This window comes from Microbacterium sp. GbtcB4, assembly GCF_019091465.1.
Lineage (GTDB): Bacteria > Actinomycetota > Actinomycetes > Actinomycetales > Microbacteriaceae > Microbacterium > Microbacterium paraoxydans.
In genome coordinates this window covers 145,055-166,425 of sequence record NZ_JAGXJJ010000009.1, presented here as the reverse complement: position 1 = coordinate 166,425, position 21,371 = coordinate 145,055, and the positions used below count along the sequence as shown (strand labels likewise).

The window sequence follows — 21,371 nt, the reverse complement described above, 5'->3', positions numbered from 1 at the left end:
GGCGAGGCCGAAGCCCCGCCCCTCCCGGAACGCCCTGCGTCAGACGCCGGCCTTGTAGATCGGCGCGGCGCCACGGAGCGCATCGCCGACCTTGTGCACGCGCAGGTCGTTCGTGGAGCCGATGATCCCGGGAGGGGACCCGGAGATGACGACGACCTTGTCCCCCTCGACGGCGAGGCCGTTCCCGAGGAGGTACTCGTCGACCTGGTGGTACATGAGGTCGGTGTGCTGCACCATGTCGACGAGGGTGGAGCGGAGACCCCAGGTCAGCGCCATACGACGACGGATGCCGGGCTCCGGCGTGAAGGCCAGCATCGGGATGCGGGAGCGCAGACGGGACAGGCGGCGCGCCGAGTCGCCCGACTGCGTGAACACGCACAGGAACTTGGCGTCCACGAACTCCGCGACCTCGAGGGCCGCGAGCGTGATGGCACCACCCTGCGTGCGGGGCTTCGTCGTGAGCGGCAGGATGCGCTCCAGGCCGTGCTCCTCCGTCGACTCGATGATGCGGGCCATCGTCTCGACGACGACGACCGGGTAGTCGCCCACGCTGGTCTCGCCGGAGAGCATGACCGCGTCGGCGCCGTCGAGGACGGCGTTGGCGACATCGGAGGTCTCGGCGCGGGTCGGCACCGGGCTGTTGATCATCGACTCGAGCATCTGCGTCGCCACGATGACAGGCTTCGCGTTGCGACGGGCCAGCTCGACCGCGCGCTTCTGCACGATCGGGACGGCCTCGAGGGGCAGCTCCACGCCGAGGTCGCCGCGGGCGACCATGATGCCGTCGAACGCGTCGACGATCTCTTCGAGGGCGTCGACGGCCTGCGGCTTCTCGATCTTGGCGATCACCGGGACGCGGACGCCCTCCTCCGCCATGATCTCGTGCACGCGGGTCACGTCCGAGGCGTTGCGCACGAACGACAGCGCGATGAGGTCGGCACCGGTCCGGAGGCCCCAGCGGAGGTCCTCCTCGTCCTTCTCGCTGAGCGCGGGGACGTTGACGGCGACGCCGGGCAGGTTGATGCCCTTGTTGTTCGAGACGGCGCCGGCGACGACGACACGCGTGGTGACGGTCACGCCGTCGGTCTCGACGACCTCGACGCGCACCTTGCCGTCGTCGATCAGCAGGAAGTCCCCGGGCTTGACGTCCTGGGGAAGGCCCTTGAACGTGGTGCCGCAGATCTCCTTGTTGCCAATGATGTCCTCGGTGGTGATCTTGAAGATGTCGCCCTTGGCGAGCTCGTACGGTCCGTCCTCGAACCGGCCGAGACGGATCTTCGGCCCCTGGAGGTCGACGAGGATGGCGACGGCACGACCGGAGTCCTCCGCCGCGCGGCGCACGTTCGCGTAGTTGTTCTCGTGCACGGAGTAATCACCGTGACTGAGGTTCAGTCGGGCGACGTCCACACCCGCATCGATCAGTGCGCGCACCGTCTCATACGTGGAAGTGGCGGGGCCCAGGGTGGCGACGATTTTCGCGCGTCTCAACATGTCTCCAGGGTAGAAGTGGGGGATTACAAACAGGCGACACTGCCGGCCTCAGCCTACGCGGGCTGGAGGCCGATCGCGACATCGCTCGGGCGCACGGGCTCCGGCAGCACGGTGGTGCCCATGAGGAAGCGGTCGACGTTCGCCGCCGCCGCCCGGCCCTCCGCGATCGCCCAGACGATGAGCGACTGCCCGCGTCCCGCGTCGCCGGCCACGAACACGCCGGGGATCGACGACTCGTAGCTCGCGGCACGACGGAAGGCGCCGCGCTCGGTCACCTCCGGACGGGTGTCCTCGGTGTAGCCGTCCTGCTCCGGTCCGGTGAAGCCCATCGCGATGAGCACCAGGTCGGCCGGGATCTCCCGCTCCGTGCCGCTCTTGGGCACGCGGCGACCGTCGATGTACTCTGTCTCGGCCACGCGCAGTGCGCGGACCTCGCCGACCTCGTTCGACAGGAACTCCACGGTCGAGGCGAGGAAGACCCGCTCCCCGCCCTCCTCGTGCGCCGAGGCCACCTCGAAGATCGTCGGCATCATCGGCCACGGCTGGTGATCCGGGCGCGTTTCGCTCGGCTGCTTGCCGATGGCGAGGTTGGTGACGCTGAGCGCGCCCTGGCGGTGCGCGGTGCCGATGCAGTCGGCGCCCGTGTCGCCGCCGCCGATGACGATGACGTGCTTGCCCTCGGCGGTGATCTGGTCCGGGACGGTGTCGCCGGCGACCGCGTGGTTCGACTCGACGAGGTACTCCATCGCGAAGTGCACGCCGTCGAGGTCGCGACCAGGGATCGGCAGGTCGCGCGGGACCGTAGCGCCGGTGGCGATCACGACCGCGTCGTACCGGGCGCGCAGGTCGGCCCAGGAGATGTCCTTGCCGATCTCGACGCCGGCGCGGAACCGCGTGCCCTCCTCCTGCATCTGGCGCAGGCGGGCCTCGAGCTGGCTCTTCTCCATCTTGAAGTCCGGGATGCCGTAGCGGAGCAGGCCGCCGATGCGGTCGTCGCGCTCGAAGACGGCGACGGTGTGCCCCGCGCGGGTGAGCTGCTGGGCGGCCGCGAGACCGGCGGGGCCCGAGCCCACGACGGCCACGGTCTTGCCCGTGAGGCGCTCCGGCGGCTCCGGCTCGACCCAGCCCTTGGCGAACGCCTCGTCGATGATCGAGACCTCGATCTGCTTGATCGTCACGGCCGGCTGGTTGATGCCGAGGACGCACGAGCTCTCGCACGGCGCCGGGCAGAGGCGCCCCGTGAACTCCGGGAAGTTGTTGGTCGCGTGCAGACGCTCGATCGCCGCGCGCCCCTCGCCGCGCCAGGTGAGATCGTTCCACTCGGGGATGAGGTTGCCCAGCGGGCAGCCGGAGTGGCAGAACGGCACCCCACAGTCCATGCACCGGCCGGCCTGGCGGCGGAGCACGGCCTTGTCGCCGGGCTCGTACACCTCTTTCCAGTCCATGATGCGCACGGGCACCGGACGGCGAGCGGGAAGTTCCCGCTCGGTCACCTTCAGAAAGCCTTTGGGGTCAGCCACCGGTCACCTCCAGGATGCGGTTCCAGACGATGTCGCCGTCGGGGTCGATCCCCTCGGCCAGTGCCTCCTCGCGCATGCTGCGCACGGCGGCGAAGTCACGCGGGAGCACCTTCACGAACTCCGCCGCGCTGGCGTCGAAGTCCTCCAGCAGGGCGGCGGCGCGCGGCGATGCCGTGCGCTCCACGTGCTCCACGAGCAGCCCGCGCAGCACTTCGAGATCGGCGCGGTCCAGCGGCTCCAGCCGGAGCTCGCCGCTGCCGAGCGACTGCGCGTTCACCTTGCCGGTGTCCAGGGCGTGCACGTACGCCACTCCCCCGGACATTCCGGCACCGAAGTTGCGCCCGGTCGAACCCAGGATCACCGCGAGGCCGCCGGTCATGTACTCGAGCGCGTGGTCGCCCACGCCCTCGACCACCGCGGTCGCACCGGAGTTGCGGACGAGGAAGCGCTCGCCCACCACGCCGGAGATGAACATGGTGCCGGATGTGGCGCCGTATCCGATGACGTTGCCCGCGATGACGTTCTCGTGCGGGGCGATCGCGGAGCCGCGCGGCGGCCGGATCGTGATGTCGCCGCCGGAGAGGCCCTTGCCGACGTAGTCGTTCGCGTCGCCCTCCAGCCGGAGGATGATGCCCGGCGGCAGGAACGCGCCGAGCGATTGGCCCGCGGTGCCGGTGAGGGTGACATCGATCGTCTCCTTCGGCAATCCGGTGGCGCCGTGGCGCGAGGTCACCTGATGGCCGAGCATCGTACCGACCGCGCGCTCGGTGTTGGCGATCGGGAGCTCCGCCATGACGGGCTCTCCGTTCAGCAGCGCCGCCTTCGCGATGTCGATGAGCTGCACGTCGAAGTGCTTGTCGAGCTCGTGGTCCTGGGCGCGGCCGCTGCGACGCGGCTCGCCAGCCGGGAACGCCGGTCCCTCCAGCACCGGGCTGAGGTCGAGCCCCTCGGCCTTCCAGTGCGCGATCGCCGCGTTGGTCTCCAGCAGCTCGGTGCGGCCGACGATCTCGTCGATCGAGCGGTAGCCGAGCTCGGCGAGCAGCTCGCGCACCTCCTCGGCGATGAACTCCATGAAGTTCACGACGAACTCGGGCTTGCCCGTGAACCGGTCGCGCAGGACGGGGTTCTGCGTCGCGACGCCCACCGGGCAGGTGTCGAGGTGGCATACGCGCATCATGATGCAGCCGCTGACCACGAGGGGTGCGGTGGCGAAGCCGAACTCCTCGGCACCGAGCAGGGCGCCGATGATGACGTCCCGTCCGGTCTTGAGCTGCCCGTCGACCTGCACGACGACGCGGTCGCGCATGCCGTTGAGCATGAGCGTCTGCTGCGTCTCCGCGAGGCCGAGCTCCCACGGCGTTCCCGCGTGCTTCAGCGAGTTCAGCGGGCTCGCGCCCGTACCGCCGTCGTGACCGGACACGAGGATGACGTCGCTGAGCGCCTTGGCGACACCGGCCGAGACCGCTCCGATGCCGGACTGGCTGACGAGCTTCGTGTGGATACGGGCCTCGGGGTTGGCCCGCTTCAGGTCGAAGATGAGCTGCTTGAGGTCTTCGATCGAGTAGATGTCGTGATGCGGTGGCGGCGAGATGAGGCCGACCCCCGCGGTGGCGTGGCGGGTGCGCGCGACCCACGGGTACACCTTGGTCGGCGGGAGCTGGCCGCCCTCACCGGGCTTGGCGCCCTGGGCGAGCTTGATCTGGATGTCGTCGGCCTCGGTGAGGTAGAGGCTCGTGACGCCGAACCGGCCGGAGGCGACCTGCTTGATCGCGCTGCGCCGCTCGGGGTCGACGAGACGGTCGGGGTCTTCCCCGCCCTCCCCCGTGTTCGACTTGCCGCCGATCCGGTTCATCGCGATCGCGAGCGTCTCGTGCGCCTCCTTGGAGATGGAGCCGTAGCTCATCGCCCCCGTGGAGAAGCGCTTGACGATCGCCGAGACGGGCTCGACCTCGTCCAGCGGCACGGGCTTGCGCGTGCCGGTCCGCAGCGAGAACAGGCCGCGCAGCGTCTTCAGCTCCGCGGCCTGGTCGTCGACGAGCTTCGTGTACTCGCGGAAGATGTCGTAGCGGCGGGTCCGCGTGGAGTGCTGGAGCTTGAACACCGTCTCCGGGTTGAAGAGGTGCGGAGAGCCGTCGCGACGCCACTGGTACTCGCCTCCGGTCCACAGGCGCTCGTGAGCACGGGCTGCGGCGTCCTCCGGGTACGCGTAGTCGTGGCGGGCCTGGTTCTCGGCGAAGATCTCCTCGATCCCGATGCCGCCCAGCTTCGACTCGGTACGCGTGAAATAGGCGTCGATGAACTCCTGGCTCAGGCCGACCGCCTCGAACACCTGCGCGCCCGCATAGGACGACACCGTGGAGATGCCCATCTTCGACATGATCTTCAGCACGCCCTTGCCGAGCGCGTAGATGAGGTTCTTCACGGCCCTCTCCGGGGAGATGCCCGTGATGTAGCCGGTGCGCACGAGGTGCTCGACCGTCTCCATGGCCAGGTAGGGGTTGATCGCGGAGGCACCGTAGCCGATGAGCGTCGCGACATGGTGCACCTCGCGCACGTCGCCGGCCTCGACGATCAGCCCGACCTTCATCCGGTTCTCGCGCCGGATGAGGTGGTGGTGGATGGCCGACACCATGAGCAGCGACGGGATCGGCACGAGGTCCTTGTTCGAGTCGCGGTCGGACAGGATGATGAACTCCGCACCGTCCTCGATGGCCTGATCGACCTCGGCGCACATCTCGGTGAGGCGCTCGGCGAGGGTGTGGGGTCCTGCGTCGAAGTGGTAGAGGCCGCGGATCGTGGCGCTCGACCGCCCCGGCAGGGCCTTGTCGATGTGCCGGATCTTCGCCAGCTCGTCGTTGTCGATGACCGGGAAGTCGAGCGACACCGTGCGCGTGTGCTCCGGACCCCAGGTGAGGAGGTTGACCTCAGGGCCCAGACCGAGCTTGAGGCTCGTGACGACCTCTTCGCGGATCGAGTCGAGCGGCGGGTTGGTCACCTGCGCGAACTGCTGCGTGAAGTAGTCGAAGAGCAGCCGCGGGCGCTTGCTGAGCACGGCGATCGGGGTGTCCGATCCCATGGCTCCCAGAGGCTCCACGCCCGTCTGGCCCATCGGGGTGAGGAGGATGCGGACCTCCTCCTCGGTGTAGCCGAAGGTGCGCTGTCGCCGCGTGATGGAGGCCGGCGGGTGCACGATGTGCTCCCGCTCGGGGAGGTCGGCCAGGCGGACGGAACCGGCGTCGAGCCACTCCTGCCACGGGTGCATCGTCGCGAGATCGTGCTTGATCTCCTCATCCTCGACGATGCGGCGCTGGGCCGTGTCGACGAGGAACATCTTGCCGGGCTGCAGCCGGCCGCGGCGCTTGATGCGCTCCGGCTCGAAGTGCAGGACACCGGTCTCGGAGCCGATGACGACGAGTCCGTCGGTGGTCTCCGTCCAGCGTCCGGGGCGCAGGCCGTTGCGGTCCAGGGTCGCGCCGACGAGCGTGCCGTCGGTGAAGATGAGGGCGGCCGGGCCGTCCCACGGCTCCATCTGGTTGGAGTGGTACTCGTAGAACGCGCGCAGCTCCGGCGAGATGTCGGCCTGCTTCTCGTACGCCTCCGGCACCATCATCATGATCGCGTGCGGCAGGCTGCGGCCGGTGAGGGTGAGCAGCTCCAGCACCTCGTCGAATGAGGCGGAGTCGCTGGCGCCGTCCGTGCAGATGGGCAGCAGGGGCGAGATGTCGCCGAGGAGCTCGGACTCGAGCTGCGACTGGCGGGCGCGCATCCAGTTGCGGTTGCCGCCGACGGTGTTGATCTCGCCGTTGTGGGCCAGCATCCGCAGCGGCTGCGCGAGCGGCCACGACGGGAACGTGTTCGTCGAGTACCGCGAATGCACGACGGCGAGCTCGGAGGCGAAGCGCTCGTCCTGCAGATCCGGGTAGAACGGCTCGAGCTGGAGCGTGGTGACCATGCCCTTGTAGCCGAGCGTGCGGCTGGACAGGGAGACGAAGTAGGCGCCGAGCTCGTGGCCCGCGCGCTTGCGCAGACGGTAGGCGACGCGGTCGAGCGCGATGCCGGTCAGCGGCGCATCGGCGAGGGTGGCGCCGCCTGCGCTCACGAAGAGCTGCTCGAAGGCGGGACGGGCCTCGTCGGCGAGCTTGCCGAGGTTCTCGTTGGCTGTGGGGACCTCGCGCCAGCCGAGGACGCGGAGCCCCTCCGCGCGGGCGATCTTCTCGATCCCGGCCTTCTGCTGGCGGCGCTCGCTCGAATCGCGAGGCAGGAAGGCCAGCCCGGCCGCGTACTCCCCCACGGGCGGCAGTTCGAAGCCGGTGACCGCGCGGAGGAAGGCGTCCGGCATCTGGGTGAGGATGCCGGCTCCGTCCCCGGTGCCCGCGTCGGACCCGATGGCCCCGCGGTGCTCCAGGTTGCGCAGGGCCTCGAGGGCCAGCGCGATGATGTCGTGCCCGGCTTCGCCGCGCAGCGTTGCGACCATGGCCAGGCCGCAGGCGTCCTTCTCGAACGCCGGGTTGTACATGCCCTGCTTCGGGGGGTATGCGCCGGAGGCGCCGTAAGGGGGCTGGAAGTACACCAGTTACCGTCCTCAGATCTTCAGTGAAACCCGGGGACGTCGTCGGCCCGCTCGTTCAGTGCAATGGTTCTCCCGCCGCGAGTCGGCGTTATCGGGAGCCGTCCCCGCTCGAGGGAGCAGCGCTTGTGGCAGTGGCTCCGGCGGCGACTTCTTCGGCCGGAGGCTCGCTCACGTCCACGAAATCAGAGGGATTGTCCTGCGATTGTACATCAGCGTCCAGGTCCTTCCGTCCGCGGCCCGGCCGGTACGGCGACGGCTCGAGGCCGGGGTGACGACGGGTCTGCACCACGAGGATGACCAGTCCCACCACCACGCCGATGATCGCGGCCCAGACGTTGCTGCGCAGACCGAGGATGATCTCGCTCGGGTCGATGCGGATCGACTCCCACAGGATGCGTCCGGCGCTGTACCAGATGAGGTAGATCGCGAAGAGGCGACCCCACTGGAAGAACAGCTTACGTCCGAGCCACAGCAGCACGAGGACGCCGAGGCCGTTCCAGATGACCTCATACAGGAAGGTGGGGTGGAACAGGGTGCCCTCGGGGAGACCGGGAGGGAAGGCCGAGTTGTCGGACGGGATCTCCAGTCCCCACGGCAGGTCGGTCGGCAGGCCGTAGAGCTCCTTGTTGAACCAGTTGCCGAACCGGCCCATCGCCTGCGCGAGGAGCAGCCCGGGAGCCAGCGCGTCCGCGAACGTCCAGAAGCGGATACCCGTCCACCGGCAGCCCAGGTAGGCGCCGACGGCACCGCCGATGAGCGCCCCGAAGATGGCGATGCCACCCTCCCAGATCGCCCAGACGGAGCCGGGCTCGAAGGGGTTCCAGGTGTTCTTGCCCTCGCCGAAGTAGAAGTTCGGGTGGGTGAGCACGTGGAAGATACGCGCGCCGATGATCGCGAGCGGCACCGCGAGGATGGAGATGTCGATGACCACCCACGGCTCTGCGCCGCGCTTGGTGAGACGGTGGTTCGTCATCAGCACGGCGACGATGATGCCGGCGATGATGCACAACGCGTAGAAGTGGATCCGGAGCGGGCCGAGATCGATGTACGACACGGACGGACTCGGGATGCTGGCGAGCACGCCGGCGGCGGTGCTGTGGAGCGCGGAGGACATGAGTGCGATCCTACTTCTCTGAGACGAAGCGCGCCGACGCGGTGCCGGCGGCCAAGGTTCGGGTGACTTCGGCGAGGGCCGGCACGCCGCCGTCGCGGAGGGCGCGGACGAGAGCGGTGCCCACGATGGCGCCGTCGGCGTACTCGGACACGCCCGCGATCTGCTCCGGCGTCGAGATGCCGATGCCCACGCAGGCGCGGCGGGCGCCGTGGTCGCGGAGCCGCGACACGAGGGTGCGCGCCGCGCGGTCGAGCTCGGCCCGCTCCCCCGTGATCCCCATGGTCGAGACGGTGTAGACGAAGCCCGTCGAGGACCGCACGACGAGGTCGAGGCGCTCGTCGGACGAGGTCGGAGCCGCGAGGAAGACCCGATCGAGACCGAGCCGCTCGCTGGCCGCGATCCACTCGCCGGCGGCCTCCGGCGTGATGTCCGGGGTGATCAGACCCGCGCCGCCCGCGGCGAGCAGGTCCTCGGCATAGCGGTCCACCCCGTACTGCAGCACCGGGTTCCAGTAGGTCATCACGAGGACGGGGACGTCGGTGGCAGCGGTGATCGCACGGATCGCCGTGAAGAGGTCCTTCATCCGGAAGCCTGCAGCGAGGGCCTTGGTCGTCGCTTCCTGGATGATGGCGCCGTCCATGACGGGATCGCTGTAGGGCGGGCCGAGCTCGATGATGTCCACGCCGTTCTCGGCGAGGGCGATCGCCGCCTGGATGCTGGTCTCCAGGTCGGGGAAGCCGACGGGCAGGTAGCCGACGAAGGCGCTGCGGCCGGCGTCGTGTGCGCGCTGGATGGCCTGTTCGACGCGGCTCACAGCTGCGGCTCTCCCTTCGAGGCCGCGTCCTCGGCGGCGCTCTCCTCGGACACATCGTGCGCGAGGGCGTCCTCGTCGTAGAGCTCGAAGTACCGCGCGGCAGTGTCCATGTCCTTGTCCCCGCGGCCGGAGAGGCAGATGGCGATCAGGCCGTCCGGGCCGAGCTCGCGGCCGATCCGCAGCGCGCCGGCGAGGGCATGGGCAGACTCGATGGCGGGGATGATCCCCTCGGTCCGGCTGAGCAGCCGCAGGGCCTGCATCGCCTCGTCGTCGGTGGCCGGGATGTACTCGGCGCGACCGATGTCGGCCAGCCAGGAGTGCTCGGGGCCCACGCCAGGGTAGTCGAGACCCGCGGAGATCGAGTGCGATTCGACGGTCTGGCCGTCTTCGTCCTGCAGCACGTACGTCTTCGCGCCGTGCAGCACACCGGGGCGACCGCGTTCGATGGACGCGGCGTGCTTGTCGGTGTCGACGCCGTCGCCCGCCGCCTCCACGCCGTACAGACGCACGCCCTCGTCGTCCAGGAACGCGTCGAACATGCCGATCGCGTTGGACCCGCCGCCGACACAGGCGACGACCGCGTCCGGGAGCCGGCCGACCTCGTCCAGGATCTGGGCGCGCGCCTCCTCCCCGACGATCTTCTGGAAGTCGCGGACCATCGCCGGGAACGGGTGCGGGCCCGCGGCGGTGCCGAAGATGTAGTTGGTGGTCTCGACCGAGGCCACCCAGTCGCGGTAGGCGTCGTTGATCGCGTCCTTCAACGTGCGCGAGCCCGAGGTGACCGCGACGACCTCGGCGCCCAGCAGACGCATGCGGGCGACGTTCAGCGCCTGCCGCTCGGTGTCGACCTCGCCCATGTAGATGGTGCAGTCCAGGCCGAACAGCGCGGCGGCGGTCGCCGTGGCGACGCCGTGCTGACCCGCTCCGGTCTCGGCGATGACCCGGGTCTTGCCGAGGCGCTTGGTGAGCAGCGCCTGGCCCAGCACGTTGTTGATCTTGTGCGAACCGGTATGGTTGAGGTCCTCGCGCTTGAGGAAGACCCGCGCGCCCCCTGCGTGCTCGGCGAACCGGGGCACCTCGGTGAGCGCGGAAGGGCGCCCGGCGTAGGAGGACAGCAGATGGGCCAGCTCGGCTCGGAACTCCGGGTCGGCGATGGCCTCCTCGTAGGCGACCGTCAGCTCGTCGATCGCGGCCACGAGAGACTCCGGCATGTACCGTCCGCCGAAGTCGCCGAAGAACGGACCGTGCTGGTCGCGCAGACTCACTTCGCCTCCAGGAAGCTCTCGAGAGTGGCGACCGGGTCTCCGGTCACCAGGGCCTCGCCGATCAGCACGACGTCGGCACCGGCCGAACGGTAGTGCGCGACATCGGCGGGGGTGAGCACCGCGGACTCCGCGATCTTGATCGCCGAGTCGGGGATGCGGTCCACGAGCCGGCCGAACAGATCGCGGTCGAGCTCGAGGGTCTTGAGGTTGCGGGCGTTCACGCCGATCAGGGCGGCGCCGAGGTCGATCGCGGCCTCCAGCTCCTCCGCCGAGTGGGTCTCCACGAGCGGCGTCATGCCGAGCTCGAGGATGAACCCGTAGAGGTCACGCAGGACGTCCGGCTCCAGGCCCGCCACGATCAGGAGGACGAGATCGGCACCGGCGGCACGCGCCTCCAGCACTTGGTACCGGGTGGCGATGAAGTCCTTGCGCAGCACGGGCAGCGAGACCCGGGCGGTGACCGCCTCCAGATCGGCGAGACTGCCGCCGAAGCGGCGCTCCTCGGTGAGGACGCTGATCGCGGAGGCGCCGCCGGTCTCGTAGAGCGCGGCCTGGTGCGCGGGATCCGGGATCTCCGCGAGGGCACCGCGGGACGGACTCGCCCGCTTCACCTCGGCGATGACCTTCACCCGGTCGGCGGGAGCGAGAAAGGACAGCGCGTCCTTCGCCGCGGGGCGCACGAGGGCGTCACGCTCGACGACCACGAGCGGACGGGACTGGGAGCGACGCTCGGCGTCTGCGACAGCGCCGGCCGTCAGGTCGGCGAGGACCACTAGTGCGCCTTCGGAGCGTACTTGGGACCCTTCACGCCGTAGCCCGCCTTCGCGAGCACCCAGCCGACGATCGCCCCGATCGGGATCAGTGCGGCGGCGATCCACACCAGGGTCGGCTGCTCGAAGCAGAACGCGACGGTCGCGGCGGCGAAGCCGACGAGCATGATCACGACGGCGGTCCAGGCCGCAGGCGAGTGTCCGTGGCCGGGGTCAGCGATCGGGTTGGTCATGTTCTCCTCCGGGGGACGACGTGGGATCTGGATTCAGTCTATCGGGGTCAGCGTGTCGGGTCGGACCCGCGGGACAGCTCGTCCCAGGAATCGACCGCGTCGACGGGGCCGTCGTGCGGCGCACCGGTCGGCGCGTCGGTGCGGTAGCGGCGGCCGCCGACCTTCCAGCGCCGCCAGGTGGTCAGCACGAGGACGGCGGCGGCGAGCAGGATCACCCAGCCGATGAGGGAGAGGAACGGCCAGGCCGACGGCACGATGCTCGCCGCGACCTCGTGGACTGCTCCGCTTCCGGCGAGTCCCGTCGTCTCGGTGACCGTCGCAGCGACAGCGCCGAAAGCGTCGCCGAGGAGGAGCTGCAGCGTGGACCAGCCCAGGAACAGCGCTGCCGCGGCTGCCAGGACCCCGAAGACGACGCGCACGACCCGGCCGGCGATCGCGAGGGCGGCACCGAGCGCCAGGACCGCGAGGCTCAGCGGGGCGAGGAGCACGAGGGCGGAGGCACCGGGGACGAGGATGTCCTCCCCCGCGTCCGCCCGCTGCACCGTGAACCAGGTCTGCGTGGAGGAGATGATCCCGATGGCGCCGGCCAGCAGGAACCCCGTCACGGAGAGGGAGCGTCCGCGCTGCGCGATGCTCACGAGGCGCTCACCCCGTCGACGGCGTCCAGGTCGGTGGTATCGAAGCACGTCCGCGTCCCGGTGTGGCACGCGGGTCCGGTCTGGTCGACGAGGAGCAGGAGCGCATCCCCGTCGCAGTCGAGGCGGGCCTCCCGCACGACCTGGATGTGCCCGGACGTGTCTCCCTTGCGCCAGTACTCCTGGCGGGAGCGGGACCAGTACGTCGCGCGTCCCGAGGTGAGCGTGCGGCGCAGCGCCTCGGCGTCCACCCACGCGAGCATGAGCACCTCACGCGAATCCCACTGCTGCACGATGATCGGGGCGAGCCCATCGTCGTTGAAGGCGACCTGCGCGATGCGGTCGTCGATGGAGACCTGGTCCTGCTTCGGCGTGTCGGTCATCGGACGAGCACTCCTTCCGCGCGCAGCGCTTCCTTCACATCGCCGACGGTCAGGGCCCCGGTGTGGAACACGCTCGCCGCGAGCACGGCGTCGGCCCCCGCCTTGATGGCCGGAGCGAAGTCCGTCGCGCGTCCGGCACCGCCGGAGGCGATCACGGGGATCGGCGCCACCTCGCGCATGAGGCGGACGAGCTCGAGATCGAAGCCGTCGCGGGTGCCGTCGGCGTCGATCGAGTTCACGAGCAGCTCCCCCGCGCCGCGCTCGGAGGCCTCGCGCGCCCAGTCGAGCGCATCCAGCGTGGTCTGCGTGCGGCCGCCGTGCGTGGTGACGACGAAGCCGGATCGCGTGGTGTCGGCACGCTTGACGTCGAGCGAGAGCACGAGCACCTGGGCACCGAAGCGATCCGCGATCTCGCCGATGAGCTCGGGACGGGCGATCGCCGCCGAGTTCACGCCGACCTTGTCCGCACCGACCGCGAGGAGCCGCGCGACGTCGTCGACGCTGCGCACCCCGCCGCCCACCGTCAGTGGCACGAAGACCTGCTCCGCGGTGCGCTGCACGACGTCGTAGGTCGTGGCCCGCGCATCCACCGTCGCGGTGACGTCCAGGAACGTGATCTCGTCGGCGCCCTGGGCGGCGTAGTGGCGGGCGAGCTCGACCGGATCGCCCATGTCCCGGAGATTCTCGAAGTTGACGCCCTTGACGACGCGGCCGTCCGCGACGTCCAGGCACGGGATGACGCGACTCGCGAGGGTCATCAGAGCCTCGCTGCGTGGATCGCCGTGACGAGGATGGCCCGGGCGCCGAGGGCGTACAGGTCGTCCATCACCTGGTTGACCCGGCGACGCGGGATCATGACGCGCACGGCCACCCAGGCCGGGTCGCGGAGCGGCGAGATGGTCGCGGACTCGCGACCCGGGGCGATGGCCACCGCCTGATCGACGAGCTCTGTGGGAAGGTCGTAGTCGAGGAGCACGTAGCGACGCGCCACCATCACACCGCGGAGCCGGCGCAGCAGCGTATCCACGCCGTCGGCCTCACCGGGACGGCTGATCAGCACCGCCTCGGACTCCAGGATCACGGGGCCGAAGATCTCCAGCCCGGCCTGCCGGAGGGTGGTCCCGGTGGACACGACGTCGGCGACCGCGTCGGCGACACCGAGGCGCACCGCGGACTCGACGGCCCCGTCGAGCTGCACGAGCTCCGCGTTCACACCCTGGTCGCGGAGGAAGGAGCCGACCAGACCAGGGTAGGCCGAGGCCACGCGGACGCCGTCGAGATCCTGGACGGAGGTGAAGCGTCCCGGAGGACCGGCGAAGCGGAACGTGGACGCCCCGAAGCCGAGCTGCTCGATCTCGCGCGCCGGCTGCTGCACGTCGAGGAGGAGATCACGACCGGTGATCCCGACGTCGAGGGCGCCGGAGGCCACGTAGGTGGCGATGTCGCGCGGGCGGAGGAAGAAGAACTCGACGTCGTTCTCGGCGTCGATGACATGGAGGGTCTTGGGGTCGCGGCGGCCGGCGTAGCCCGCCTCCGCGAGCATCTCGGCGGCGGTGTCGGAGAGCGAGCCCTTGTTGGGAACAGCGATGCGCAGCATGAACGGCTTTCAGTTCGAAGGAGTGGGACCGGAGCGCATCACAGATGTCGGTAGACGTCCTGCAGGGTGAGGCCCTTCGCGAGCATCATCACCTGCAGGTGGTAGAGGAGCTGGGAGATCTCCTCGGCGGCAGCGGCATCCGACTCGTACTCCGCCGCCATCCAGACCTCGGCGGCCTCTTCGACGATCTTCTTGCCGATCGCATGCACGCCGCCGTCGAGCTCCGCCACGGTGCCCGATCCCTCGGGTCGGGTCTCGGCCTTGACGCTGAGCTCGGCGAACAGCTCGTCGAAAGTCTTCACCCCTCCAGGCTACCGGCTCGCGCGAGGTCCCTGAGCCGGGTGACGGCCGCCTCCACGTCGTCCGCACCGTAGACCGCGGATCCGGCGACGAAGGTGTCGGCTCCCGCTTCGGCCGCCTGGGTGATCGTCGCGTCGGAGATGCCGCCGTCGACCTGGAGCCAGACGGACGAGCCGCGGCGCCGCGCCTCGGCGGACAGCGCCTGCAGCTTCGGCATGGTCTCGGGCAGGAAACCCTGCCCCCCGAACCCGGGCTCCACGGTCATCACGAGGATCTGATCGAACTCGTCCAGGAGCTCGAAGAGTCCCTCGACGGGCGTCGCCGGCTTGACAGCGACCCCCGCACGGGCGCCGATGTCGCGCAGGCGACGCGCGAGGGCCACCGGCTCCCCCGCCGCCTCCAGGTGGAAGGTCACGCTCGCGGCGCCGAGCTCGGCGTAGCCCGGAGCCCAGCGATCCGGATCCGTGATCATGAGGTGCACATCCAGCGGGACCGGGCTCGTCTCCTGGATGCGCTGGACCATCTGCGGGCCGAACGTGAGGTTCGGCACGAAGTGGTTGTCCATGACGTCGACGTGGGCGAAGTCGGCCGTCGCGATGCGAGCGAGCTCCGCCTGCATGTTGACGAAGTCGGCGGCGAGGATGCTGGGGTTGATGCGCGGGGCGCGGGGCAGATCCATGGTCTCAACCTTCCTTCGGGGCGTCTGTCGCCTCCAGCGGGCGCTGCAGGAGCGCGAGGAACATCGCGTCGGTGCCGTGCCGATGCGGCCAGAGCTGAGCGCTGCCCGTCTGCGCCCGCCCGTCATCGGCGAGATCGATCGGCGACTGCGCCACGCCGTGCAGCACCACGCGGGCATCGAGCTCGACGAGCTCCGGCCGGAGGCGCCGCACCTCCTCGACCACAGCCGTGGTCTCCGCGAGATGGGGCGAACAGGTGACGTATGCGACGACGCCTCCGGGTGCGAGAGCGTCCACAGCCGCCGTGAGCAGGCCCACCTGCAGCGGCACGAGCTCGGCGACGTCCGCCGGGGACTTCCGCCATCGGGCCTCCGGACGCCGCCGGAGGGCGCCGAGACCGGTGCAGGGCGCGTCCACGAGGATCCGGTCGAACGCCTCCGGCCGCTCAGCCGCCAGCTCCCGGCCGTCGCGCTCGTGCACGGTGACCTCGCCCGGGACGGCACGCAGGGCGTTGCGCACGAGCCGGGCGCGGGTCGGCACCACCTCGTTGGCTTCCAGGACCGCGTCGTTCTGCCGAGCGACGGCAGCGAGCAGAGCCGTCTTCCCGCCGGGACCCGCGCACAGGTCGAGCCACCGCTCCCCCGTGCGCAACGGCGTCGCCGCGGTCAGTGCGAGCGCGACGAGCTGAGATCCCTCGTCCTGCACCCGGACCGCACCGTCGGAGGCGGCCAGCGCGAGACGCGGATCGCCTCCCGGAGACGCGAACGCCGTGGCGGCGTAGGGCCGGCGGGGCTCCTGCGGCTCCGCGAGCCCGGGGAGGGCGACCAGGGTGACCTCGGGCGAGACGTTGTCGGCCTCCAGCAGGGCCTCCAGCTCCTCGACGCGCCCCTCGGCGGTGAGGGCGCGCCGCAGCGCCCGGATGATCCACACGGGATGCGCGGCTCGGAGGGCCAGGCGTTCGTCGTCCGATCGCGCCGCCGCCTCGATGCGCGCCAGCCACTCGCCCGGCGACTCACGGGCGATCCGCCGGAGCACCGCATTGGCGAAGCTCGATGCGCCACGCCCCGCCGTAAGGGCCACGAGGTTCACGGACTCGTTCACGGCCGCGTGCGAGGCCACCCGCGTCGCGAGAAGCTGGTGCACCGCGAGACGGAGGGCGTCGAGCACCGCGGGGTCGATCGCGTCGGCCGGGCGGTCGGCGGCGGCGGCGATGATCGCGTCGTAGGTGCCCCGGCGACGGAGCGTGCCATAGGTCAGCTCGGTTGCGAGAGCCGCGTCCTGCGGATCCAGCCCTGCCTCGGCGATCGCCGTCGGGAGGAGCAGGTTGGCGTAGGCATCGGAATCCGACACCGCCCGGATCACGTCGTAGGCCACGCGGCGCGCCGGCTGGACCGACCGGTTCGGGCCGCGGCCGTTCCGCTCCCGGCCTGCGTGCTGCCGACCCGAGCCGGGGCGCCGTCCGTCGTTCGCGTTCACGAGCCGGCCACCGGGGTCGTGCCCTGCAGTCCCCGCCACCAGTCGGCGGCGTTCATGGGGCCCTTGCCCGCGGGCTGCAGCCGCGTGACGGCCAGCGGCGAGGTGGCCGTCCCGATCAGGACCTCTGCTCGCGTGCCCGCCATGGCACCCGGTCGCAGGTCCTCCGCCTCGGCACCGGCGGGTCGCGCCTCGAGGATCTTCAGCCGCTGACCGTCGATCGTCGTGTGCGCTCCCGGCTCCGGCGTGACTCCGCGGAACCGGGCGTACACGGCGTCGAACGGCTCGCGGAAGTCGAGGAGACCGTCCTCGAGCGTCAGCTTGCCGGCGAACGTCGGCTCGCCCTCCTGCGGGACGGCGCGGGCACTGCCGTCCGCGATCGCTGCGACCACATCGGCGGTGAGAGCGGCACCGTCGAGAGCCAGAGCTTCCAGCACCTCCCCCGCCGTGGCGGTCGCCGGGAACTCGACGGCGCGCATCGCGAACACGTCGCCGGCGTCGAGCTCGGCGACGAGCTGGAAGACGCTCGCGCCGAGGACGGCATCTCCCGCGATCAGAGCCCGCTGCACCGGCGCGGCGCCGCGCCAGGCCGGCAGGAGCGAGAAGTGCAGGTTGATCCACCCGGCATCCGGCGCCGACAGGAGCGGCTCGCGCACGAGTCCGCCGTACGCGACGATCACGCCGAGCTCCGGGCGGAGGGCCGAGATCTCGGTGGTCACCGCCTCGTCCAACCGGGCAGCGTGGATGACCGGCAGGCCGAGTTCAACCGCAGCCTGAGCGACCGGCGACGGGGTCAGCACACGCTTGCGCCCGAGGGGGGCGTCGGGGCGCGTCACCACGGCGACGATGTCGTGCTCGGCGGCGAGGCGTCGCAGAGTGGGGACCGCGGCGGCGGGAGTGCCGGCGAAGACGAGGCGCATGAAGGTTCTCCGGAAGGGTCAGAGTTCTGGATCGAGGATATCGAGGCGGACCGCGAGCGTGCTGCGGGCGGCCTTGGTCCGGCCTCGGCGTCCGCTCACCGCCTCCGCCACGACGGCAGCACGGAGGGTGGTCGCGACGCGGCTCCCCGCGCCGTAGTCGAAGCGCACGAGCGCCCGGACCCGGGGCGGGACGTCATCCGATTCGACGGGGACGGGACCGAGCACCGCGTCGGAGGGCAGGGAGAGTTCGGACAGGGCTTCCAGAGCGCGCGCCACGGCGGCGGACGAGCCTTCCACGAGCGCGACTCGGGCGGTCGGCGGCATGTGCAGCGGCGCGCGCTGCTCCAGCTCGGTGCGCGCGTAGGCGGGATGGTTCCACGTGGCGAGGGCTCTGGCGACGGCGCCGTCGACCCCGACGAGGTGGACGGGGGCGCCCGGCGCGGCGAGGGCGGCGGCGTTCGACCACCACCGCAGACACGCTTCGCCGATGCGCAGATCCGGCGCCTGCAGCATCCGCGGGCCGTCCAGTAGGACGACGGCCCGGTAGCCGCCCTCCGCGAGGGGCTCGGCGCCGCGCGTCGCGACCACGAGGGCCGGGCGCGCGTCGACGCGCTCCACCGGATGGCTGCCGTCGGCGACGATGACGCGGACGCCGGGGAAGGCGCGGCCGAGCTCGTCGGCGGTCCGCTCGCTGCCGGATGAGGCGAGCCGGAGACGGGTCGAGGAGCACGCCGGGCAGGTCCACGCCCTGGCACCACGCCCGCACCACCCGCACACCGGGACCGCGCCACGATGGCGGGCGCCGAGAGGACCGCCGCAGTGAGGGCATCGGGCGGGAGCCCGGCAGTCGGCGCAGACGAGGGACGGCGCGAAGCCGGGCCGCGAGACCTGGACGAGCACCGGCCCTTGCGCGGCCGCATTCCGGGCGGCGAGGAAGGCCGACGACGGCATGCGCTGGGGCGTCGGCTGCTCCATCTCCTGCGGTGTGCTCAGCACCACACGCGGGAGCACGCGACGGGTCGCGCGGACATCCCGCAGCCAGCCGTGCACGACGAGCCGCTCGATCTCGGTCGTCCGCGTGTGACCGGCGAAGAGTAGGGCCGAGCCCTCCCCCTCCTGCCGCAGCAGCGCCGCATCCCGGGCGTGGACGTAGGGTGCGAGCGGCTCACCCAGAAGGCTGTCGCCGTCGTCCCACAGCGCCACCAGACCGGCGACGACAGGGGCGTACACGGCGGACCTGTTCCCGACGACGATGCAGGGCGCGTCCTCGAGCGTGCGCAGGAAGGAGCGGTAGCGATCCGGGTTCGACTGTCGGGAGTCGTACCGCGCGATCGCCTCCGCCGGGACGAACGTGTCGAGGGCGGCGAGCAGCCGATCGAGGTCACGGTGGTCGGGCACGACGAGGATGGTCGACTTCCCCGCCGCGAGCGTCATCGCGGCGGAGGCAGCGAGCATCCGCGCCCAGCCCGGTGTGTCGTCGCTGAGCTGCGGGATGGCCTCGACGGCCGCGCGTCCGTTCTCGTCGAGCACCGCCTGCAGTCCGTCGTACAGTCCGACCACGGACGCGGCCGCGTCGCGGGCCTCGGGTTCGAGGAGCGGCGTCGGAGCGTCGGCGGTCCAGGCCTTCTCGACCCGCACCTGCCGCTTCGGGATCACCAGCCGCAGCACGTCCGATGCCGACCCTGCCGCGCGATCGGCGACGCGCCGCGCCAGTCGGTACAGACGATCCGGCAGCACGGGGACGGCCGACACGATGCTCTCGACCTCGGAGAGCGGACGATCGGCGTCGTCCTCCACGTCCAGCTCCACCACGAACCCGTCGACCACGCGCCCGGCGGTCCGCAGGGGCACGCGCACCCGGACCCCGGGCTCGACATCGCCGAGTTCGGGCGGAAGGGCGTAGTCGAACAGGCGGTCGAGCTGCGGCAGCGGCGATTCCAGAAGCACCCGCGCGATGCGCCTGCTCTCCGGAGAGATCAGCACCGCGGACCCGTCAGAGCCCGGCAGCGCGCCGCAGCTCCTCGGCCCGGTCCGTCCGCTCCCACGTGAAGTCCGGCAGCTCCCGGCCGAAATGCCCGTACGCGGCCGTCTGCGCATAGATCGGCCGCAGCAGGTCGAGCTGCTCGATGATGGCCTGCGGTCGGAGGTCGAACACCTCGTCGATGGCGCGGGTGATGACCTCGTCGGACACCCGTCCGGTGCCGAAGGTCTCCACGTACAGGCCGACGGGTCGGGCGACGCCGATCGCGTAGGCGACCTGCACCTCGAGGCGGTCGGCGAGTCCCGCGGCGACCGCGTTCTTGGCGACCCAGCGCGTCGCGTAGGCGCCGGAGCGGTCGACCTTCGACGGGTCCTTGCCGCTGAAGGCACCACCACCGTGCCGTGCGGCGCCGCCGTAGGTGTCGATGATGATCTTGCGACCGGTGAGCCCGGCGTCTCCCTTGGGGCCGCCCGTGACGAAGGGGCCCGCGGGGTTGATGTAGTAGGTGACGTCGTCGAGGTCGAGGCCGGTCGTGGCGAGGACCGGATCGATGACGTGCTCGCGGATCTGCGCCTTGAGGTCGTCCTGGGCGATGTCCGGGTTGTGCTGCGTGGAGAGCACGACGGCGTCGACGGTCTTCGGGGTGAAGCCGTCGTAGCCGAGGGTGACCTGCGTCTTCCCGTCCGGGCGCAGGAAGGGCAGCAGCCCGCTGCGGCGCACCTCGGTCAGCCGCTCGGCGATGCGGTGCGCGGTCCATGCGGCCATCGGCATGAGCTGCGGGGTCTCGTTGGTGGCGAACCCGAACATGATGCCCTGGTCTCCGGCGCCGAGGCCGTCGAGCGGATCGACCGACGAGCCGTCGCGGTGCTCCTGGGCGTTGTCGACCCCGTGGGCGATGTCCGTGGACTGCTCCCCCACCGAGACGCTGACGCCGCACGAGTCGCCGTCGAAGCCGGTGTCGGACGACGTGTAGCCGATGCCGTTCACGACCTGGCGGACGATCGTCGGGATGTCGACGTAGGCGTCGGTGCGGATCTCGCCGGCCACATGCACGAGCCCGGTCGTGACGAGCGTCTCGACCGCGACCCGGGAGGCCGGGTCCTTCGCGAGCAGTCCGTCGAGGATGCTGTCCGAGATCTGGTCGCAGATCTTGTCCGGATGCCCTTCGGTGACGGACTCGGACGTGAACAGACGCAGCGCGCTCATCGATGCTCCAGAACGGGGACGGACGGTGGGAGGGTGTGGCACCCATTCTGGACCGCGCCACCGACGTTGCGGCGGCGCGGTCGTCGAGTTACTCCGCGTGACGCAGGCGGAGCTTGTCCTCGTTGATCTCGTGCAGGGCGATGGTGAGCGGCTTGTCCTCGACCGACGAGTCGACGAGCGGGCCCACGTTGTCGAAGAGGTTCCCCTCGTGCAGGTCGGAGTAGTAGTCGTTGATCTGACGGGCGCGCTTGGCCGCGTAGATCACGAGCTCGTACTTGGAGTCGACGCGCTCCAGCAGGTTGTCGATGGGGGGATCGATGATGCCGTTGTTGCGTCCGGCCATGGGTGGACCTCCTGATCAGGCGACGGGATTCGCCGCGAAGACGGTGCTGCGGGCGCGCGACCCTTCGACGAGCTCAGGG

General features: G+C 70.8%; 19 protein-coding genes. All 19 read right to left on the bottom strand.

Annotated elements, in window-relative coordinates; all coding sequences use genetic code 11:
• Positions 1 to 39: 39 nt before the first annotated feature.
• The 19 genes from pyk to rpoZ all read right to left on the bottom strand — a co-directional run bounded on the left by pyk (position 40) and on the right by rpoZ (position 21,292).
• Entirely contained in the window at positions 40 to 1,488 is a 1,449-nt protein-coding gene (gene pyk, locus KVS71_RS15040; RefSeq protein WP_025103472.1) for a pyruvate kinase, read from the bottom strand.
• Between the two features lie 56 nt (positions 1,489 to 1,544).
• The gene (locus KVS71_RS15035; RefSeq protein ID WP_060921660.1) at positions 1,545 to 3,011 is read right to left on the bottom strand and encodes a glutamate synthase subunit beta; all 1,467 of its coding nucleotides are present in this window, start codon (positions 3,009 to 3,011) and stop codon (positions 1,545 to 1,547) included.
• Positions 3,004 to 7,527, bottom strand: coding sequence for a glutamate synthase large subunit (gene gltB, locus KVS71_RS15030; RefSeq protein WP_217584943.1), 4,524 nt, complete (start codon positions 7,525 to 7,527; stop codon positions 3,004 to 3,006). The genes KVS71_RS15035 and gltB overlap by 8 nt, the downstream gene beginning before the upstream one ends.
• A 142-nt stretch (positions 7,528 to 7,669) precedes the next feature.
• Positions 7,670 to 8,695, bottom strand: a complete 1,026-nt coding sequence (gene lgt, locus KVS71_RS15025) for a prolipoprotein diacylglyceryl transferase (protein ID WP_060921662.1) — start codon at positions 8,693 to 8,695, stop codon at positions 7,670 to 7,672.
• Positions 8,696 to 8,705: 10 nt separating this feature from the next.
• Positions 8,706 to 9,509, bottom strand: coding sequence for a tryptophan synthase subunit alpha (gene trpA, locus KVS71_RS15020; RefSeq protein ID WP_083370860.1), 804 nt, complete (start codon positions 9,507 to 9,509; stop codon positions 8,706 to 8,708).
• Positions 9,506 to 10,774: a tryptophan synthase subunit beta gene (gene trpB / locus KVS71_RS15015; RefSeq protein WP_217584918.1), complete on the bottom strand. Its 1,269-nt coding sequence runs from the start codon at positions 10,772 to 10,774 to the stop codon at positions 9,506 to 9,508. Before trpB ends, trpA begins: the two co-directional genes overlap by 4 nt.
• On the bottom strand, positions 10,771 to 11,547 hold the full coding sequence (gene trpC, locus KVS71_RS15010) for an indole-3-glycerol phosphate synthase TrpC (protein WP_217584917.1): 777 nt from the start codon (positions 11,545 to 11,547) through the stop codon (positions 10,771 to 10,773). The genes trpB and trpC overlap by 4 nt, the downstream gene beginning before the upstream one ends.
• On the bottom strand, positions 11,547 to 11,777 hold the full coding sequence (locus KVS71_RS15005; protein ID WP_025103479.1) for an HGxxPAAW family protein: 231 nt from the start codon (positions 11,775 to 11,777) through the stop codon (positions 11,547 to 11,549). The genes trpC and KVS71_RS15005 overlap by 1 nt, the downstream gene beginning before the upstream one ends.
• 47 nt (positions 11,778 to 11,824) lie before the next feature.
• Positions 11,825 to 12,415 carry a Trp biosynthesis-associated membrane protein gene (locus tag KVS71_RS15000; protein ID WP_217584916.1) on the bottom strand — a complete coding sequence of 197 codons (591 nt, stop codon included), beginning with the start codon at positions 12,413 to 12,415 and terminating at the stop codon, positions 11,825 to 11,827.
• Positions 12,412 to 12,795, bottom strand: a complete 384-nt coding sequence (hisI, locus tag KVS71_RS14995; protein WP_060923194.1) for a phosphoribosyl-AMP cyclohydrolase — start codon at positions 12,793 to 12,795, stop codon at positions 12,412 to 12,414. The genes KVS71_RS15000 and hisI overlap by 4 nt, the downstream gene beginning before the upstream one ends.
• Positions 12,792 to 13,553: an imidazole glycerol phosphate synthase subunit HisF gene (gene hisF / locus KVS71_RS14990; protein ID WP_060923195.1), complete on the bottom strand. Its 762-nt coding sequence runs from the start codon at positions 13,551 to 13,553 to the stop codon at positions 12,792 to 12,794. Before hisF ends, hisI begins: the two co-directional genes overlap by 4 nt.
• Positions 13,553 to 14,392, bottom strand: a complete 840-nt coding sequence (gene hisG, locus KVS71_RS14985) for an ATP phosphoribosyltransferase (RefSeq protein ID WP_060923196.1) — start codon at positions 14,390 to 14,392, stop codon at positions 13,553 to 13,555. Before hisG ends, hisF begins: the two co-directional genes overlap by 1 nt.
• Before the next feature lie 38 nt (positions 14,393 to 14,430).
• Positions 14,431 to 14,694 (bottom strand): phosphoribosyl-ATP diphosphatase, encoded by a 264-nt coding sequence (locus KVS71_RS14980; RefSeq protein WP_025103484.1) that lies wholly within the window; start codon positions 14,692 to 14,694, stop codon positions 14,431 to 14,433.
• On the bottom strand, positions 14,691 to 15,371 hold the full coding sequence (rpe, locus tag KVS71_RS14975; protein ID WP_060923197.1) for a ribulose-phosphate 3-epimerase: 681 nt from the start codon (positions 15,369 to 15,371) through the stop codon (positions 14,691 to 14,693). The genes KVS71_RS14980 and rpe overlap by 4 nt, the downstream gene beginning before the upstream one ends.
• Positions 15,372 to 15,375: 4 nt before the next feature.
• Entirely contained in the window at positions 15,376 to 16,743 is a 1,368-nt protein-coding gene (locus KVS71_RS14970; protein WP_217584942.1) for a transcription antitermination factor NusB, read from the bottom strand.
• 98 nt (positions 16,744 to 16,841) lie between these two features.
• Positions 16,842 to 17,762 carry a methionyl-tRNA formyltransferase gene (gene fmt / locus KVS71_RS14965; RefSeq protein WP_105949850.1) on the bottom strand — a complete coding sequence of 307 codons (921 nt, stop codon included), beginning with the start codon at positions 17,760 to 17,762 and terminating at the stop codon, positions 16,842 to 16,844.
• 18 nt (positions 17,763 to 17,780) lie between these two features.
• A complete protein-coding gene (locus KVS71_RS14960) occupies positions 17,781 to 19,739 on the bottom strand; it encodes a hypothetical protein (RefSeq protein ID WP_105950794.1) in 1,959 nt (652 codons plus the stop codon).
• A 16-nt stretch (positions 19,740 to 19,755) separates the two neighbouring features.
• Positions 19,756 to 20,949, bottom strand: coding sequence for a methionine adenosyltransferase (gene metK, locus KVS71_RS14955; protein WP_105949851.1), 1,194 nt, complete (start codon positions 20,947 to 20,949; stop codon positions 19,756 to 19,758).
• A gap of 88 nt (positions 20,950 to 21,037) precedes the next feature.
• Complete coding sequence (gene rpoZ, locus KVS71_RS14950; protein WP_025103490.1) at positions 21,038 to 21,292, bottom strand: DNA-directed RNA polymerase subunit omega; 255 nt, start codon at positions 21,290 to 21,292, stop codon at positions 21,038 to 21,040.
• Positions 21,293 to 21,371: the final 79 nt, after the last annotated feature.